This window comes from Micromonospora sp. NPDC049900, assembly GCF_044461025.1.
In the GTDB taxonomy this organism is placed as follows: domain Bacteria; phylum Actinomycetota; class Actinomycetes; order Mycobacteriales; family Micromonosporaceae; genus Micromonospora.
Window position 1 is genome coordinate 92696 of the sequence record NZ_JBITKM010000005.1, and the last position, 17857, is coordinate 110552.

Genomic DNA, 17857 nt, shown 5'->3' on the forward strand with positions numbered 1-17857 from the left:
GCTCGTACTTTGGGCCGATCCGGCGGCGCCGTCCCGTTCCTACGATGGACTCGTGTCGGCTCTGTTGCGCTCGGTGTGGGGGGAGCCCGCTCCGACCGGCGCGCCGCGGCGGGTGTGGCGGGACTGGCTGCTGCTCGCGGTCCTCGCGCCGGTCGCGCTCGTGGAGGGGCTCGTCCGGCCCGACCTGGCCTGGCGACCGCTGTCGGTGGCGGTGGCGGTGGCGCTGACGGCCACCGTGCTGTGGCGGCGGACCCGGCCGCTGTCGATGGTCGCGCTCGCCTTCGGCATCTGCGGGCTGGTGCCCCTGCTGACCGACCGGGACGCTCTCCAGCAGGACGTCCTGGCCTTCGTCCTGCTGCTGGTGTACGCCCTGTTCCGATGGGGCTCCGGGCAGGCGGTCGTGCTCGGCGCAGTGATCGTGCTCGGCAAGCTGGGCCTGTGGGCCGCCGCCGGTCAGGTCGGTCTCGCGGACACGGTCGCCGCCTTCGTCGTGCTGTTCGCCGCCGCCACGCTGGGCAGCAGCGTGCGGTACCGGGCGCGGGCCCGCCAGCGCGAGCTGGACCAGGTCACCCTGCTCGAACGGGAACGGCTCGCCCGCGACCTGCACGACACCGTCGCGCACCACGTGTCGGCGATGGCGATCCGGGCCCAGGCCGGACTCGCCGTGGCGGCCACCCACCCGCAGGCGGCGATCGAGGCGTTGCAGCTCATCGAGGCCGAGGCGTCGCGGGCGCTGGCCGAGATGCGCGGCCTCGTCCGGGTACTGCGGACCGACGAACCCGCCGTGCTGACGCCCGCGCCGCGCATCGCGGACCTGGCCGGGTTCGCGGCGCACGCACCGGACGGCCCGGCCGTGGAGGTGCGGGTCGTCGGCGACATCGACGGCCTCACACCGTCCGTGGACCGCGCGGTCTACCGGCTCGTGCAGGAGTCGGTCACCAACGCCCGCCGGCACGCGCGGCACGCGACCCACATCCGGGTACGCGTCGAGGTGGACGACGCCTCGGTCCGGGTACGCGTCAGCGACGACGGCGAGAGCCCGGCCGGACCGCTTCCCGGCTCCGGGTACGGGCTCGCCGGGATGGCCGAACGCGCGGCGCTGCTCGGCGGCAGTTGTGCCGCCGGACCCGGCCCCGAGCAGGGCTGGATCGTCGACGCGGTGCTGCCCCGGGCCGGAGTGCCCGCGTGACCCGACCTGCGACCGGCGGGCCGTACCCGTCGGTCGGCGACGGCACCCGGCGGATCCGGGTGGTCGTCGCGGACGACCAGGAGATCATTCGCAGTGGGCTCACGATGATCCTCGACGCCCAGCCGGGCATCGAGGTCGTCGGTACGGCCGCCGACGGTCACCACGCCGTGGAGCTGGCCCGGCGGCTGCGGCCCGACGTGTGCCTGTTCGACATCCGGATGCCGGGTGTGGACGGCATCGAGGCGACCCGACGGCTCGCCGGGCCCCGGGTCGCCGACCCGCTCGCCGTCGTCGTCATCACCACCTTCGACCTCGACGAGTACGTCTACGCCGCGCTGCGTGCCGGAGCCCGGGGCTTCCTGCTCAAGGACGCCGGTACGGCGCTGCTGACCCAGGCGGTACGTGCCGCGGCCGACGGTGACGCGCTCATCGCGCCCAGCGTCACCACCCGCCTGCTGCACGCCTTCGCCGACGCCGGGCCGGCCGCACCGCCCCGGCAACCCGTCGACCCGCTCACCGAACGCGAGGAGCAGATCCTCGCGGCGGTGGCCCGGGGACGGACCAACAGCGAGATCGGGGACGAGTTCCACGTCAGTCTCAGCACGGTGAAGACGCACGTGGCGAGCCTGATGGCCAAGCTCGGCGCGCGGAACCGGGTCGAGATCGCCATCTGGGCGTACGAGACACACCGGGTACGCGGCCGGTAGCGACGTCCGGTCGGCGCGGACGCCGATGGTACGAGCGTCGGCTCACTCCAGGGACCGACGGCGCCCGAGCCCATCCACCGATGAGTCCGCGCCGCCGTGAGCCGAACATCGATCCATGTCCACGAGCCGCTTCCTGGGCCGACACGAGTGGGCGATACCCACCGGCCTGATCCTGCTCGCCCTCGTCCCGGTGGTCGCCGGGGTCGTCCGGACCGTCGAGCTGTCGGGCGATCCGACGGTGACGCCGGGCAACGCGCGCTTCGTCGCCGATCCCGGGCCGGTGCTGGTCCACATCGTCACGGCGAGCGTGTACTGCCTGCTGGGTGCCTTCCAGTTCATGCCCGGCTTCCGGCGTCGGCGACCGGGGTGGCACCGGGTCGCGGGGCGGCTGCTGGTGCCGACCGGGATCCTCGCCGCGCTCTCCGGCATGTGGATGGCCGCGTTCTATCCCCTCATGCCCATCGACGGTGCGTTCCTCATCGGGCTACGGCTCTTCTTCGGCGGTGCGATGGCCGGCTGCATCGTGCTCGGTCTGCGCGCCATCGTGCGGCGCGACGTCAGCCGGCACCGCGCGTGGATGATCCGTGGCTACGCCATCGGCCAGGGTGCCGGGACCCAGTTCCTGACGCACCTGCCGTGGCTCGTGGCCGCCGAACCTCCGGGCGAGTGGACCCGGGCGTTCCTCCACGCCGCCGGCTGGCTGATCAACCTGGCGGTGGCCGAGTGGATCATCCGCCACGGGTCGGCGACGCCTGCCGGTCCCGGCCGCCCGTCGGTGCCGGTGCCGGTGGACTCCGGGGCGGCGACCGACGCGGACGGTGGCGGGCCGAAAACGCCGCTGAGATCGGCCGGCCGATTCAGCCCATGGACTTCGCGCCGTCGATCGCCTCTCGGATGATGTCGGCGTGCCCGGCGTGCTGCGACGTCTCGGCGATGACGTGCAGCAGCACCCGTCGGGCCGTCCAGCGGGCACCCGGCTCGAACCAGGGTGCGGCGGGCAGCGGCTGGCTGACGTCCAGGTCGGGCAGGCTCCGGACCAGGCCGTCGGTGCGGGCCGCGACCTCGTCGTACGCGGCGAGCACGCCGGCCAGGGTCTCACCCGGCAGTAGCCGGAACGACTGTGCGTGGCGCTCGTGGACGGCGGGGTCGTTGTGGTCCGGTGCCGAGGCCGGGCCGTCGACGACGAAGTCGGCCCAGCCCCGTTCGACGTCCGCGACGTGCTTGATCAGGCCGCCGATGCACAGCTCGCTGACCGTGCTGCACGTCGCCGCCTGCTCGTCGGTCAACTCCCGGGCGGTGTTGCGCAGGAAGAATCGTTGCTGCCGCAGGGCCTGCAGCAGGTCCGCGCGCTCGGGCGGCAGGCTGCTCTCGGACTGTGGGCTGCTCCCCGCCATGGCTGGTCCCTTCGTCGGCGTCCACCCGACGCTAGCGGTGACCACCGACAGATTCCGGCGGACGACGCCGGGCTACCGGCCGCCGGTCAGCACCTCCCGCATCCGGTTGATCTCGACGCCCTGCTCCACCACGACGCTGCTGGCGAACTCGTTGATGATGATGTCGGTGCCCAGCGTCAGCACCTCGTTCGCCATCGTGATGGCGCCCTGGTGGTGCGCGGTCATCATCGTGACGAACATCCGGTCGAACTCGGCGCCCCGGGCGGCGGTCAGACGGTTGAGCGCCTCCGCCGTCTGCATGCCGGCCATCTCGTGCCGGTGCCCGTCGCCGGAGTCGCGGGTGAGCCCACGGTCGGTCAACCAGGTCTCCAGGGTCTTGATCTCCGGGTCCTGCGCGGCCAGGATGCGGTCCGCGATGATCTTCAGGTTCGGGTTCTCGGCCCGCTCACCGACCAGCTTGGCCATCACCAGGGCCTGCTCGTGGTGCGGGATCATCATGGTGACGAAGCGGGTGTCGGCGTTGTTGTGCGGCGGCCGGGCCATCGGCGACATCTCGTTGGCCGACAGGGTCTTCGCCGGTTCACCGGGGACGCCCGGCATCAGCACCGGAGCGGTGGCGTCCGGGATACCGGGCAGGTCGAGCGGCGCGGGCTCGTTCGTCTGCGCCGTCGGCGCGGGCTCACCGTCCGGCCACGACACCGCCACCGCGATCCCGACGGCCAACACCGCGAGCACGGCCAACTCGATCAGCACAAGCTTCCGGGACTGCCGCAGCAGCCCGCGGATCCGCACACCTAGCACAACTCGACTCCCGCCGTTCACAGTTGGCCGGGATCGTAGCGCGGGCCTGAGCTGCGACGGGAGGGCCGCGACCGGCAGAACGATCGTTTAGCCCCACCTGCGGCAGTTTGCGCCGAGACATCGGTGGCCGTGTTGCTAAACCGTGACCACATGGCCGACGATCGAGCACCCACGGCAGGGTTAACCTCCGCTAACCCTGCTCATCCCTGTCGAAGGGTGTTCCTACATGTTCAAACCGACCCCACGAGGGAGCCGAAGGCTGGGAATCAGCCTCGCCGCCACAGGCGCCCTTCTCGTCGCGGGTGTCGCGGTCGCGCCGTCGAGCAGCGCCGCCGAGACCGCCGCGAACACCATCCCGGCCGTCGACGAGATCGTCAGCAGCCCCAACCTGACCCAGATCGCCAACGTCCCGAAGTTCGGCGGGTTCGCCAGCGAGGCCGCGTACAACTCGGACCTGGCGTTCCAGGACAACCACGTCATCGCCGGCAACTACAACGGGTTCAGCATCTTCGACGTCAGCAACCCGGCCTCACCGCAGGTGGTCAGCCAGGTCGTCTGCGTCGGAGCGCAGGGTGACCCGTCGGTCTACGGGAACCTGCTGTTCCTCGCGGTCGACTCGCCCCGCAGCGACGACTCGTGCAGCAGCAGCGCCGGTTCGGTGGCCCAGCAGAGCTCCTGGGAGGGCGTCCGGATCTTCGACATCAGCGACAAGGCGAACCCGCGCTACATCAAGTCGGTCCGCACCGACTGCGGATCGCACACCCTGACGCTGGTGCCGAGCAAGGACGACAAGAGCGTCTACGTGTACGTCCAGTCGTACAGCCCGTCGAACAACGCGTTCTACTGCAAGCCGCCGCACGACAAGATCTCCATCATCGACGTGCCGCTGGACAACCCCACCAGCGCCGCCGTGGTCGCCACCCCGGTCCTCTTCCCGGACGGCGGCAACACCAACACCAGCGGTTGCCACGACATCACCGCCTACCCGGAGCTGGACCTGGCCGCCGGCGCCTGCATGGGTGACGGCGTCCTGATGGACATCTCCGACCCGGTGAACCCGGTGGTCCTGAGCCAGGTGCGCGACACCAACTTCGCGTTCTGGCACTCGGCCACGTTCAACAACGCCGGCACCAAGGTCGTCTTCACCGACGAGCTGGGCGGCGGCAGCGGCGCGATCTGCACCCCGGCCTACCGGGCCAACCAGGGCGCGAACGCGTTGTACGACATCGTCGGCTCCGGCGCGGACCGTCGCCTGGTCTTCAAGAGCTACTTCAAGATCCCGCGGGAGAACACCGCCCTCGAGAACTGCGTGGCGCACAACGGCTCGCTGATCCCGGCGATGGGCCGCGACATCATGGTCCAGGCGTGGTACCAGGGTGGCGTCTCGGTCATCGACTTCACCGACTCGGCCAACCCGGTCGAGATCGCGTTCTGGGAGCGGGGCCCGCTGTCGGACACCCGCCGGATCCTCGGCGGCGCCTGGTCGACGTACTACCACAACGGTTACATCTACTCCAACGACATCCAGAAGGGACTCGACGTCCTCAAGCTGGACGACCCGCGTACGAACAACGCCCGCGCGGTCGTGGCCTTCGACGAGCTGAACGTGCAGACCCAGCCCAGCTACCCGGAGTGCACCACCGTCCTGCGTGGCCGGCACAACGGCAGCATGACCATCTCCTCCGGCATCACCTGCATGGACGGGGTCACGCAGAACGGCGCGATCAAGGTGAACCCGGGTGCCGGTCTGATCGTGTTCAACTCGAACCTGAACGGCGCGATCCACGCGCACAACGCCTCGGTGGTCTCGATCGTGGAGAGCCGGGTCAACGGTTCGGTGAACGCGATCGGCGCGACCATCCGTGACACCAAGGTGAACGGGTCGGTGCGGACGAGCTGATCCGCACACCCCGTGCACAGCACCACCTCCGGCCCGGCGGTCTCCGCCGGGCCGGAGCCCGTCCCAGCCCGAGGACTGCGGGTGACCTGCCGCAACGTGACTGTCGGGGCGGCCTGTTACGGTCTCGCCGCCATCGCGGTCAGGTCGGAGGTTGAGAGTGTTCAGAACGCACGTGTCGTCGTTCGCCGGTCTTCCGGTGCGCCCGTTCACACCGGGGATGGAGGTGCCGGCGGATCCGTCTGCGGTGGCCTGGCGGCTCGAGGTGGGGGATCTCGGCGACGAGCCGGAGCCCGAAGAGTTCGTCGCGCTGGTCGAGACGATGATCAAGGAGGTCCCGGCCGAGTCGGTCCGCGCCGTCGTGATCGGCGAGTGGGGGATGGCGTACGAACGGCCGCTGCCGGTGGAACTCCTGGTGAACGCCGTGTCCCGGTGGACCGGGCTCCGGGCGCTCTTCCTCGCCGACCTGGTCTCCGAGCAGTGCGAACTCTCCTGGCTGACCCACGACGACATCACCGGACTGGTGACCGCCTGTCCGCAGTTGGAGACGCTGTGGGTGCGCGGCGGCCAGGACCTGCGGCTGGACGCCGTCCGACACGTCGGCCTGCGGGAGCTGCGGTTCGAGTCCGGCGGTCTGCCCGGCGCGGTGGTGCGGTCGGTCGGCGAGTGTGACCTGCCGAACCTGGAGCGGCTGGAGATGTGGCTGGGGCGATCGGACTACGGCGGCGACGCCACCATCCACGACCTCGCCCCGCTGCTCGCCGGCGCCGGGCTGCCGGCACTGCGGCGGCTCGGGCTGCGCAACGCCGCGATCGCCGACGTGGTCGCCCGGGTGGTCGCCACCGCACCGGTGGTGTCCCGGCTCTCGGTGCTCGACCTGTCGATGGGCAACCTCACCGACAAGGGGCTCACGGCGCTGCTGGCCGGGCAGCCACTGACCCACCTGGCCGAGTTGGACCTGCACCACCACTACCTGTCCGAGCCGGCACAGCAGCGCGTCGTCGCGGCCCTGCCGGGCGTACGCGTGGACGTGTCCGGCGGACGTGCCCCGCACGTGTACGACGGTCGGACCTACCGCTTCACCGCGGCCGGGGAGTGAGCGGGCATGACGTTCTCCTCGCACCTCACCGAGTTCGCCGGCCGTCCGGTGGTCGAGTTCCCGTTGGAGGGGCCGCTGCCGACGGTGACCGGCCCGGTCTCGTGGCGCGTCACCTATCCGGAGTTCGACGGCAAGAGCGAGGAGAAATTCTCCGAGGCCTTCGCCGCCACCTTCGAGCGGTTCGTCGCGCAGGTCGGTCCCACGGTCGAGTCCCTGGTCATCGGCGCCTGGGGGTACGCGGCCTTCAACCCCGCGCCGATCGCACAGATCTGCGCGGCAGCCGATCGACTGCCGGCCCTGCGTTCCCTGTTCCTCGGTGACATGACCTTCGAGGAGTGCGAGGTCTCCTGGATGAAGGTCGGTGACGTCAGTCCGCTGCTGACGGCGTACCCGGAGCTGGAGGTGCTCTGGGTGCGCGGGGGCGAGGAGTTCGACTTCTCCCCCGTCCAGCACGACAACCTGCGCGAGCTGGTGGTGCAGAGCGGCGGGCTGTCCCGCGAGTTCGTCGGCGCGGTGCTCGACTCCGACCTGCCCGAGCTGGCCGACCTCGAACTGTGGCTCGGCACCGACGACTACGGCGGCACCACCGAGGTGGCGGACCTCGCCCCGCTGCTGGCCGACGAGCTCTTCCCGGCACTGCGCCGGCTGGGCCTGCGCAACGCGATGATCACCGACGACATCGCGGAGGCCCTGGCGACCGCGCCCGTGGTGCGCCGCCTGGAGGTGCTGGACCTGTCCGACGGCACGCTGAGCGACGAGGGGGCGCAGGCGCTGCTCGCCGGTCAGGCGCTGACCCACCTGACGGTGCTGGACCTGCACCACCACTTCATGTCCGAGGAGGTCGCCGATTCCGTGGTGGCCGCCCTGCCGGACGTCCGGGTGAACGTCTCCGACCCGCAGGAGGCGGAGGAGTACGACGGCGAGAGCTACCGCTACACCGCGGTGTCGGAGTGACATGCGGTTGACCGTGGTCGGCAATCCCGGCAACCGTCGGGTGTCGATGTTCAGCGACGCGGTGCGGGCCGCCGGCCTGCCCCGGCCCGAGGTGCTGCCCTGGTGCGACGTGCTGACCGGGGCCGCACCGCCACCGGCGGGCACGATCGTGAGGGTGGACTCGCCCGGGGAGGATGCCCGGGTCGACCGGTTGCTGCGCCGGTCGGCCACCATCGCCCGGCACGGCGAACTGGTCGGCCTCGCCGACGCGTACGCCGGTCTGGTGGACGGTATGGCCCGGGTGGCCGCCGGTGGCGCGACGCTGCTCAACCCGCCGGAGGACGTCGCGGTGCTCTGCGACAAGCGGCGCTGCCACGCGCGGCTGGCGGCGGCCGGGGTACCGGTGCCGGACGCGTTGCCGCAGGTCGGCGGCTACGCCGAGCTGCGGTCGGCGATGGCGCAGGCCGGTTGGGGCCGGGTGTTCGTCAAGCCCGCGCACGGCTCCTCGGCCGCCGGGGTCATCGCGTTGGCGGTCGGCACCGGCCGGGTACAGGCGGTGACCACGATCGAGCAGACGCCCGAGGCGTTGTTCAACTCGCTGCGGCTGCGCCGCTACACCGACGAGACGCAGGTCGCGGCCATCGTGGACCGGCTCGCGCCGGAGGGTCTGCACGTGGAGCGGTGGCTGCCCAAGGCCGGGGTCGGTGACCGGGTGGTCGACCTGCGGGTGCTGGTGATCGCCGGTCGGCCCGGCCACGTGGTGGTGCGGTCGGCGCGCGGACCGCTGACCAACCTGCATCTGGGCAACGCCCGCGGTGATCTCGACGAGGTGCGGCGGACCGCCGGAGCCCGACAGTGGTCGGCGGCGATGGAGACCTGCGAGCGGGTCGCCGCCTGCTTCCCCGACTCGCTGCACGTCGGCGTGGACCTGATGTTCCTGCTGGGCTGGCGGCGGCACGCGGTGGCCGAGGTCAACGCGTTCGGTGACCTGCTGCCCGGGGTGCTGGCCGACGGCCGGGACAGCTACGCCGCCCAGGTGCACGCCCTGACCGAGGGCGGATGGCGTCCCGGGCGGGCGCGTACGGTCCCGCCGGAGGTGGTCGGATGCGGAGCCTGATCGGGAGCCACGACCTGCTGCTGGTCACCCTCGACACGCTGCGCTACGACGTGGCGGCCGAGTTGGCGGCGGCGGGCCGGACCCCGCACCTGACGCGGGTGCTGCCGGGCGGTCGGTGGGAACGCCGACACTCCCCGGCCAGCTTCACCTACGCCGCGCACCACGCCTTCTTCGCCGGGTTCCTGCCCACGCCGGTGCCCCCGGGTCGCCACGACCGGCTGTACGCGGCGGCTTTCCCGGGCAGCGAGACCTCCGGTGCCGACACGTGGGTGTTCGACGCGCCGGACCTGCCGACCGCGCTCGCCGACGTCGGCTACCACACGCTGTGCCTGGGCGGGGTCGGCTTCTTCAACCGGCGAACTCCGCTCGGGGCGGTCCTGCCGGGGTTGTTCCGCGAGGCGCACTGGGAGCCGGAGTTCGGCGTCACGTCGCCCACCTGCGTGGACGCCCAACTCGACCGGCTGGCGAAGGTGGTGGCCGACGTGCCACCGACCCGGCCGTTGTTCACCTTCCTCAACGTGGCCGCCCTGCACCAGCCGAACCGGCACCACCTGCCCGGCGCCTCCGACGACGACCTGGCCAGCCACGCCGCCGCCCTCGAGTACGTGGACGGCCGGATGGCGCGCTTGTTCGGCCTGGTCAGCGGCCGGGGGCGGCCGGTGTTCACGATCATCTGCTCCGACCACGGCACCGCGTACGGCGAGGACGGGCACACCGGCCACCGGATCGGCCACGACGTGGTGTGGACCGTCCCGTACGCGCACTTCACCCTGCACCCTGGAGAATGGTGACCAGCACCGACGCGGGCCTGGACGGTTCGCCGTACCAGCAGTACCTCTACGCCTACCCGCACAAGACCTCGTACCGGGCGTTGCGCCCCCGCCCGCCGTTGCACGACGTGTGGCGGGAGCAGTCACGCGAGGCCCTCTTCCTCTATCTGCACGTGCCGTTCTGCGAGATGCGCTGCGGCTTCTGCAACCTGTTCACCCGGGCCAACGCGCCCGCCGAGCAGGTCACCGCCTACCTGCGGCAGCTTCGTCGGCAGGCCGAGCAGGTCGCCGAGGCGCTCGGCGGCTCGACCGGGTACGCCCGTGCGGCCTTCGGCGGCGGCACCCCCACCCATCTGACCGCCGACGAGCTGACCGAGTTGTTCGCCATCGCCACCACGACCCTCGGGGCGCGGCTGCCGGGCGTACCGCTGTCGGTGGAGACGTCACCGGCCACCGCGACCCCGGACCGGCTCGCGGTGCTGGCCGCGTACGGCACCACCCGGGTCAGCATCGGGGTGCAGAGCTTTCTCGACGTCGAGGCCCGCGCCGCCGGTCGACCGCAGCGGCGCGACGAGGTGGACGCGGCACTGGCGGCGATCCGCGACGCCCGCGTCCCGGTGCTCAACATCGACCTGATCTACGGCATCGACGGGCAGACGGCCGACACCTGGCGGCAGAGCCTCGACGCGGCGCTGGCCTGGCGTCCCGAGGAGCTGTACCTCTATCCGCTCTACGTCCGGCCGCTCACCGGCCTGGGGCGGCGGGCGCACGCCCGCGCGGACTGGGACGCGCAGCGTCTCGCGCTCTACCGGCAGGCCGTGGAGACGCTCGGCGCGGCCGGCTACCGGCAGGAGTCGATGCGCCAGTTCCGCCGGGCCGACGTGCCCGCCCCGGACGGCCCCGACTACTGCTGCCAGGACGACGGGATGGTCGGTCTGGGTTGCGGTGCCCGCTCGTACACCACCGCGCTGCACTACTCGTTCGACTACGCGGTCAGCGTCTCGCAGGTACGCGCGGTGCTCGACGACTACCTGGCCCGACCGGCCGACGACTTCCGGTACGCCGAGTTCGGGTACCACCTCGACGGCACCGAGCAGCGCCGTCGGTGGCTGCTGAAGTCGCTGCTGCGTGTCGACGGGGTCGCCCCGGACGCCTACCTGGCCCGGTTCGGTCGCCCGCCGGGCGAGGACTTCCCGCAGCTCGACCGGCTGGTCGCGCGGGGTTGGGCCACCGACGGCGGGCTGCGGCTCACGCCCTCGGGGCTGGCCCGGTCGGACGCCGTCGGCCCCTGGTTGACCTCCGCCGAGGTGCAGCACGCGATGGCCGGGTACGTGCCGCGATGAACCTGGCGATCCTCTACCGCGGCCCGCTGGCGAGCTGCAACTACGACTGTCCGTACTGCCCGTTCGCCAAACGCCGCGACCCGCCGGAGCTGCTCCGCGCCGACCGGGAGGCGTTGACGCGGTTCACCGACTGGGTGGCCGCGACCACCGACGTCCGGTTGTCGGTGCTGTTCACGCCCTGGGGCGAGGGGTTGACCCGACGCTGGTACCGGGAGGCGATGGTGTCGCTGTCCCACCTGCCGCACGTGGAACGGGTGGTCATCCAGACCAACCTGGCGGCCCGGGTGGACTGGCTGGCCGAGGCCGACCCGAGCGCCGCCGCGCTCTGGACGACCTACCATCCGGGGCAGGTCACCCGGGAACGGTTCCTGCGACGCTGCGCCCGCCTGTCCGAGTTGGGTGTCCGGTACTCCGTCGGGGTGGTCGGGCTGCCCGAGCACCTGGCCGAGGCCCGGGCGCTGCGGGCCCTGCTGCCCGACGAGGTCTACCTGTGGGTCAACGCGGCCGAGGGTCGGCGCTACGACGCCGCCGAGGAGACGATCTGGACGGAGGTGGACCCGCACTTCGGCTACAGCGTGCGCCCGCACCTGTCCCTGGACCGGCCCTGCCACGCCGGGGAGACCGCCATCTCCGTGCGCGGTGACGGCACCGTACGCCGCTGCCACTTCATCGACACCCCGATCGGCAACCTGTACGACGGGTCGTGGCGGGCCGCGTTGACGCCCCGGGTGTGCAGCAACGCGATCTGCGACTGTCACATCGGCTACGTGCATCTCAAGCCGCTCGGCCTGCGGGACGTCTTCGCGGGCGGGCTGCTGGAACGCATTCCGGCCGGATGGCCGGGAAGACCGGCCGGGCCGGTCTGACCAGGAACGTCACCGCCGAGGGTGGACCCTCCGGTGCGCCGCTGCGGTCAGGGTCGGGTCGCCATCCGGCGGGTCAGTTCGGCCGCCCGGTACGCCGCGACCTGACGCGCCTGTCCCGCCACGAAGCGCCGCAGCAGCAGCGGGGCACCGGCGGTGACCGACTCCCGGATCCGCGTACCGCCGGTCTCGGTCGTCAGGTCGACCACCGCGCGCAGCCACACCCACCCCGGGCTCCGGACGTCGCTGACGATCTGGCTGCCGGGACGGGTCGCCACCATCCGCACCCGGATGTGGTTGTCCCAGCGCAGCGGGCCGGCCAGCCGGAACCGTTCGACGGCGACGTAGTCGGTGACCGCGCGGCCGTCGGCGTCCCGGCCGGTGCGTACGTCGCAGACCGCCACGATCAGCGGCGACAGGCCGATGTAGCTGTGCGGATCGGTCAGGTGGCGGTAGACCTCGTCCGGCGACGCCGCGACGACACTGCTCGTCTCGAACACGATCGACGATTTCCGATCATCGGGCACGCCTCATCCTGCCACGCCCTCACCGGGTGCGGTCGACTGGCATACTCGACCCCGACCAGGTGGGGACCGGACAATGTGGTGGTCAGGTGCAGTTCCGCATGTTGGGACCGCTGGAGGCCGTCCGGGACGGGCACGCCGTGCCGCTCGGTGGGCCGAAGCAGCGGGCGCTGCTCGCGCTCTTCCTGCTGCGCCCGAACCGCTTCGTCGCCGCCGACTGGCTGGTCGACGCGCTCTGGGACGGCCGCCCGCCGGCCAGCGCCGAGATCACGCTGCGCACCTACGTGGCCGGGCTGCGTCGCGCGGTCGAGCCGCAGCGCAGCCGCCGCGAGCCGGCCCGCGTCCTGCGCAGCCACCCCCGGGGGTACGAGTTGCGCGTCGCGCCGGAGGACGTCGACGCGGTCCGGTTCCAGCGTCTGGCAGCGCACGCGGCGCACACGCTCACGGCCGGCGACGCCGACTCGGCCGAGCGGGGCTACGCCGAGGCGCTGGCCCTGTGGCGGGGTGAGCCGCTGACCGGGGCCGCCGAGCTGAGTGCGGTGCGTCCCGAGGCCGCCCGACTGACCGAGGCACGCCTCGGTGCCGAGGAGGGACGGTTCACGGCCGCCGTGGCAGCCGGACGGCACGCCGCCGTACTCGCCGAACTGCGCCACTTCGTGGCCGCGAACCCGGTACGCGAGACCGCCCGCGCCCAGTTGATGCTCGCGCTCTACCGGTCCGGGCGACAGACCGAGGCGCTCGCCGCCTTCGACGAGGGCCGCCGGATCCTGACCGACGAGTACGGGATCGACCCCGGCGAGCAGCTCCGCGAGGTGCACCGCCGGATCCTGGCCCAGTCCGTGCCATCGGCCGCGTCCGGCACCGGGATCGCGCAGGACCACTCGTCGACCATGCTGACCGGCCCGGCCACGGGCACTCCGGCCCCCCGGCCCGGACCGAGGCACGGGGTGACCGGCGCATCGGCTCCGGCGCTGCCGACGGATTCCCTGGTCGGCCGGGACGCCGAGCTGGCCGGGCTGATGGCGGCGCTGATGGCGGCCACCGGCGGCGGTGGCCGGGTCGCCGTCGTGGAGGGCGAACCGGGGATCGGCAAGACCAGCCTGGCCGCCGCGCTCGACGCGCACGCCGGGGCGCGGGGCGTACCGGTGGTGTGGGGTCGCTGCCCCGACGTCGGACAGACGCCGCCGTTCTGGCTGTGGAACCAGGTGGTGCGGACGCTCGCGGCGATGCCGGCGGCGGGCGAGACCGGGTCGGCGAGCCCGCTGGACGGCTTCGCGGCCGGACCGGCGGACGGGTCGGCCGGCGACGCGGCGCCCGACCCGACGGCCCGGTTCCGCGCGTACGAGGCGGTGGCGGACCTGGTGCGTACGGTCGCCGAGGCGGCCGGTCTGCTGGTGGTGCTGGACGACCTGCACGCCGCCGACCCGGACTCGCTGCTGCTGTTGCGGTTCCTCGCCACGCCCCTGGCCGACGCCCGGGTCCTCGTGCTGGCCACGACGCGCCCCTACGAGCACCATCCGGTGCTGGTGGCGACGGTGGCCGACCTCGCTCGTGGTGCGGGCTTCCGCCACCTGCGGCTGACTGGGCTGACCGACACCGACGTGGCCGACCTGGTCCGCCGCCGCACCGGCACGCCCCCGCACCGGCAGGTGGCGGCGCGTCTGGCCACCCGGACCGGAGGCAACCCGTTCTTCATCACCGAGTTGCTGCGGGCCGGCACCGACCCGGCGGACGCGGACCTGCCGCCGAGTGTCCGGGACACCGTCCGGCTACGCCTCGGTGACCTGCCCGACTCGGCCCGCGACTGTCTGGAACTGCTCGGCGTGGCCGGACACGACCTGGACGCGCAGACGATGGCGACGGTCCTTCAGGTCCCCGCGACGCGGATCGCCGAGGGGTTGACGGCGGCGTACGCGGCGGCGTTGGTCGCCGAGGCCGGACCGGGCACGGTGCGGTTCCGTCATCCGCTGTTCGCGGAGGTGACGTACGCGCACCTGCCGCCGCCGCGCCGCGCCGCGCTGCACGCCCGGCTGGCACTGGCGTACCAGCGGGTCGGGGGTGTCGCCCCGGCCGAGTTGGCCCACCACTTCGGGCAGGCGATCGGACTCGGGCACGGCGAGGACCATCTGCGCTGGTCACTGGCGGCGGCCGACGACGCGACGCGGCGGTTCGCGTACGAGGACGCGCTCGGCCACCTGGACCGGGCGGCCCGGCGGCTGTCGCCGCTCGCCGGCACCACACCGTCGGCGGCGGCCACCGAACTCGGCGTCCAGTTGCACCGGGCCGCCCTGTTGCAGATGACGGTCGGCGTCGGCGCCGACGCCGTCGACGAGGTCTGTGCCCGTGCCCGGGAGCTGCTGGCGCTGGTCGGTGCGGAGACCGACGTACGGCCCGCGTTGTGGGCGCTCGGCGAGTTGGCCGCCAACCAGGCCGACTACGCCGGCTGCGCCGAACTGGCCGAACGGTTGGTCCGGGCCGACGACGGCACCGGGCTGATCGCGGCGGCCGGCGAGTACCTGCGGGGTGTGGTCGGCTACTTCACCGGCGCACTCGTGGAGGCGGATCGGCGACTCACCGCCGCCGTCGATCGGCTGCGCACGGTCGACCCGGATCTGCTGGGCCGCCAGGTCGGTCGGCTGCCGGTGTTGGCCGCGTACAACTTCCGGGCCCTGGTCCGGTCGCTGCGGGGTGCCGGCGAGGACGCCCGGCGGGACATCGCCGAGGCGGAACGGCTGGCCGAGCGGCTCGCCGACCCGTACGGACGGGCGAATGCGGCACTCTTCGCGGCCTGGATGGGGATGCAGGAACGCGACGTGGCGGCGGTACGCGCGGCAGCCCAGCGGTGCCGCGAGATCGGGGCGGCCAACGGCATGCCGCACTTCGTGACCACGGGCGGCTTCTTCCTGGAGTGGGCGGCGGCGCGCGGTGGCGAGCACGACCGGCTCCCGGCGATGCGGGCGGCGGTGGAGGGCATCTACCGCCCCGGGTTGCGTGCCACCCGCACGGTCACGTACAGCGCGATGGCCGAGGCGTACCTGGCGGCGGGCGACGCGTCGACGGCCGCCGAGTTGGCCGACGAGGGTCTGTCGGTGGTGGAGCGGCTGGGCGAGTCGGTTCTCGCGCCCGAGCTGCACCGCATCCGCGGCATCGCCCGCCGCGACCCCGCGGCCCTCGCCACCGGCGCCCGCCTGGCCTCCGCCCAGGCCAACACCCTGCTCCGCTCCCGCTTCCCCCACCCCTGACCCACCCCACCCACCCACCCAGCCCGACCAAGCCAGATCCCACCAGGCCGAGCCGACCCGGTCAGGCCGACCAGGTCGGGTTTCCGGCAGTCCCGACCCGCGCAGGGATCAAGCCTGACCGCCCGGAGCGGGTCGGGCCTGCCGGAAACCCCACCCACGCGAAAAACCAGAACCCCAACCGGAAATCTACGAAACCTCCACACCCGCCCGCTGTGCTGAGCCGGTCAACAGTCCCCGCCCGGCCACCCCGGGCGGCCAGGTGGTGGAGGAACGAGATGAACCCGGCCCAGTCGTCGTCGCCCGGCGAGGTCCAGGAGGTCGACGTGGTCATCGTCGGGTGTGGTCCGGTCGGCGCGTTGGCCGCGAACCTGCTCGGGATGCGGGGCGTGCGCACGCTCGTCGTGGAGCGGAGTACGGAACCGCACGGCCAGCCGCGCGCGTTCTCCTGCGACGACGAGGCGCTGCGCATCTACCAGCAGGCCGGTCTGCTGGACCGGATCGTCGGTGACCTGCACCAGCCGGTACGCGCCGACTACGTCAACGCCGCCGGACGGCGGTTCGCCACCATCGCCTTCGACGAGGTCGACTTCGGGTTCGGGCACGCGCCGTTGAACTTCTTCGACCAGCCGTTGCTGGAGCAGGCGCTGCGTGCCGGTCTGGACCGGTTCGACCACGTGACGTTGCGACTGGGCACGGAGCTGGTCGACCTGCGGCAGGACGGGGCCGGTGCGGAGGTGGTGGTGCGGGACGTGGTCGCCGACCGGTCGTACCCGGTCCGGGCCCGGTTCGTGCTCGGTTGCGACGGTGCCCGCAGCACCACCCGTACGGCGGTGCGGATCCCGCTGGCGGGCGCGAGTTACGCCGAGCCGTGGTTGGCGGTCTCCGGGGACGTGGCCCCGGACGGGATCCGGTCGCCGCACACCACCTTCGTCTGCGACTGGCGGCGGCCGGCGTTCGTGTCTCCGGGGTCGCGGGGCAGCTACCGGGCGGAGTTCATGCTCCAGCCGGGCGAGACCGAGGCCGACATGCGGCAACCGGCGAAGATCGCCGAGTTGGTGGCGCCGTACGTGGACCCGGACCGCTTCACCGTCACCCGCGCGGTGGTCTACACGTTCCACCACCTCATCGCCGCCCGATGGCGGGACGAACGGGTGTTCCTGCTGGGCGACGCCGCCCACCAGATGCCCCCGTTCCTCGGGCAGGGGCTGTGCAGCGGCCTGCGGGACGCGGCGAACCTGACCTGGAAACTGGCGCTGGTGCTGGCCGGCGAGGCCGACTCGGCGCTGCTCGACACGTACGAGACGGAACGTCGGCCGCACACGGCGGCGATGGCGCAGACGAGTGTCCGGTTGGGGCGGGTGTTCCTGGCCCGCAGTCGACGGGCCGCGTGGGTACGCGACAGCGTGCTGCGGGCGGTGCAGACCGTGCCCCGGGTCCGCCGGTTCGTGCGGCACTTCGAGTTCAAGCCGCTGCCCGCGTACGAGCGGGGCCTGTTCGCCGGTGGCCGACGTGCGGGTGCCGTCGGGACGATGTTCCCGCAGCCCCGGGTGGCGGTCGCCGGTGACCCGACGCCGCGCCTGCTCGACGAGGTGCTCGGCGACGGCTTCGCGCTGATCGGGCGTACCCTCCCGGCGGGAACGCCCGGGTTGCCGGGTTCGGCGCGGTCCGTCGTGGCGCATCCGGCCGGCACCGACCCGGCGCGCCTGCCGACGAGCGACGTCGACCGGGTCCACGTCGTCGACCTGGACGGGACCGTCCACGCCTGGCTACGACGGCACCGGGCGGACGCGGTCGTGCTGCGACCGGACCGGTTCGTCTTCGCCGTCGCCGGGAACGACGGGCTCGACGAGGCGGCCCGCACGCTCGCGGCCGAGCTGGGTACGACCGCCGCCCGCCAACCCGCCGGCTAGCGGTCCGCGCGACGGTCTCGGGCCTGAGCGACGTGGATGGTGTTCCGCGACCCACCGGTGGCGTGCCA

General features: G+C 72.8%; 14 protein-coding genes and 1 pseudogene. 12 read left to right on the top strand and 3 right to left on the bottom strand.

Going from position 1 to position 17857, the window contains the following annotated elements; genetic code table 11:
* Nucleotides 1-52: 52 nt before the first annotated feature.
* The 3 genes from ACIBMZ_RS14395 to ACIBMZ_RS14405 all read left to right on the top strand — a co-directional run bounded on the left by ACIBMZ_RS14395 (nucleotide 53) and on the right by ACIBMZ_RS14405 (nucleotide 2794).
* Nucleotides 53-1189, top strand: a complete 1137-nt coding sequence (locus tag ACIBMZ_RS14395) for a sensor histidine kinase (protein ID WP_396693706.1) — start codon at nucleotides 53-55, stop codon at nucleotides 1187-1189.
* A 104-nt stretch (nucleotides 1190-1293) separates the two neighbouring features.
* Complete coding sequence (locus ACIBMZ_RS14400; RefSeq protein WP_396694171.1) at nucleotides 1294-1896, top strand: response regulator; 603 nt, start codon at nucleotides 1294-1296, stop codon at nucleotides 1894-1896.
* 115 nt (nucleotides 1897-2011) lie between these two features.
* The gene (locus tag ACIBMZ_RS14405; RefSeq protein WP_396693708.1) at nucleotides 2012-2794 is read left to right on the top strand and encodes a DUF2306 domain-containing protein; all 783 of its coding nucleotides are present in this window, start codon (nucleotides 2012-2014) and stop codon (nucleotides 2792-2794) included.
* On the opposite strand, the gene ACIBMZ_RS14410 is transcribed toward ACIBMZ_RS14405, so the two are convergent.
* Both ACIBMZ_RS14410 and ACIBMZ_RS14415 read right to left on the bottom strand, forming a co-directional pair.
* Entirely contained in the window at nucleotides 2754-3290 is a 537-nt protein-coding gene (locus tag ACIBMZ_RS14410; protein WP_396693710.1) for a DinB family protein, read from the bottom strand. The two genes, ACIBMZ_RS14405 and ACIBMZ_RS14410, sit on opposite strands and share 41 nt — an antisense overlap.
* Before the next feature lie 72 nt (nucleotides 3291-3362).
* On the bottom strand, nucleotides 3363-4082 hold the full coding sequence (locus tag ACIBMZ_RS14415) for a DUF305 domain-containing protein (RefSeq protein WP_396693712.1): 720 nt from the start codon (nucleotides 4080-4082) through the stop codon (nucleotides 3363-3365).
* A gap of 235 nt (nucleotides 4083-4317) precedes the next feature.
* Between ACIBMZ_RS14415 and ACIBMZ_RS14420 the strand changes: the two are divergent.
* The 7 genes and pseudogenes from ACIBMZ_RS14420 to ACIBMZ_RS14450 all read left to right on the top strand — a co-directional run.
* Nucleotides 4318-5709 (top strand): annotated as a pseudogene (locus ACIBMZ_RS14420) (LVIVD repeat-containing protein); the annotation flags it as partial.
* A 439-nt stretch (nucleotides 5710-6148) separates the two neighbouring features.
* Nucleotides 6149-7087 (top strand): STM4015 family protein, encoded by a 939-nt coding sequence (locus tag ACIBMZ_RS14425; RefSeq protein WP_396693714.1) that lies wholly within the window; start codon nucleotides 6149-6151, stop codon nucleotides 7085-7087.
* A gap of 6 nt (nucleotides 7088-7093) precedes the next feature.
* Nucleotides 7094-8041, top strand: a complete 948-nt coding sequence (locus ACIBMZ_RS14430) for an STM4015 family protein (protein ID WP_396693716.1) — start codon at nucleotides 7094-7096, stop codon at nucleotides 8039-8041.
* Between the two features lies 1 nt (nucleotide 8042).
* Nucleotides 8043-9137, top strand: a complete 1095-nt coding sequence (locus ACIBMZ_RS14435; RefSeq protein WP_396693718.1) for an STM4014 family protein — start codon at nucleotides 8043-8045, stop codon at nucleotides 9135-9137.
* Nucleotides 9125-9928 carry an STM4013/SEN3800 family hydrolase gene (locus tag ACIBMZ_RS14440; protein ID WP_396693720.1) on the top strand — a complete coding sequence of 268 codons (804 nt, stop codon included), beginning with the start codon at nucleotides 9125-9127 and terminating at the stop codon, nucleotides 9926-9928. The genes ACIBMZ_RS14435 and ACIBMZ_RS14440 overlap by 13 nt, the downstream gene beginning before the upstream one ends.
* Entirely contained in the window at nucleotides 9925-11250 is a 1326-nt protein-coding gene (locus ACIBMZ_RS14445) for an STM4012 family radical SAM protein (RefSeq protein WP_396693722.1), read from the top strand. The genes ACIBMZ_RS14440 and ACIBMZ_RS14445 overlap by 4 nt, the downstream gene beginning before the upstream one ends.
* Nucleotides 11247-12116 carry an STM4011 family radical SAM protein gene (locus tag ACIBMZ_RS14450; protein WP_396693724.1) on the top strand — a complete coding sequence of 290 codons (870 nt, stop codon included), beginning with the start codon at nucleotides 11247-11249 and terminating at the stop codon, nucleotides 12114-12116. Before ACIBMZ_RS14445 ends, ACIBMZ_RS14450 begins: the two co-directional genes overlap by 4 nt.
* A gap of 47 nt (nucleotides 12117-12163) precedes the next feature.
* On the opposite strand, the gene ACIBMZ_RS14455 is transcribed toward ACIBMZ_RS14450, so the two are convergent.
* The gene (locus ACIBMZ_RS14455) at nucleotides 12164-12640 is read right to left on the bottom strand and encodes an SRPBCC family protein (protein ID WP_396693726.1); all 477 of its coding nucleotides are present in this window, start codon (nucleotides 12638-12640) and stop codon (nucleotides 12164-12166) included.
* Between the two features lie 98 nt (nucleotides 12641-12738).
* On the opposite strand from ACIBMZ_RS14455, the gene ACIBMZ_RS14460 reads away from it, so the two are divergent.
* Entirely contained in the window at nucleotides 12739-15879 is a 3141-nt protein-coding gene (locus ACIBMZ_RS14460) for a BTAD domain-containing putative transcriptional regulator (RefSeq protein WP_396693728.1), read from the top strand.
* A 275-nt stretch (nucleotides 15880-16154) separates the two neighbouring features.
* Nucleotides 16155-17789, top strand: coding sequence for a bifunctional 3-(3-hydroxy-phenyl)propionate/3-hydroxycinnamic acid hydroxylase (locus tag ACIBMZ_RS14465; RefSeq protein ID WP_396693730.1), 1635 nt, complete (start codon nucleotides 16155-16157; stop codon nucleotides 17787-17789).
* Nucleotides 17790-17857 lie beyond the last annotated feature (68 nt).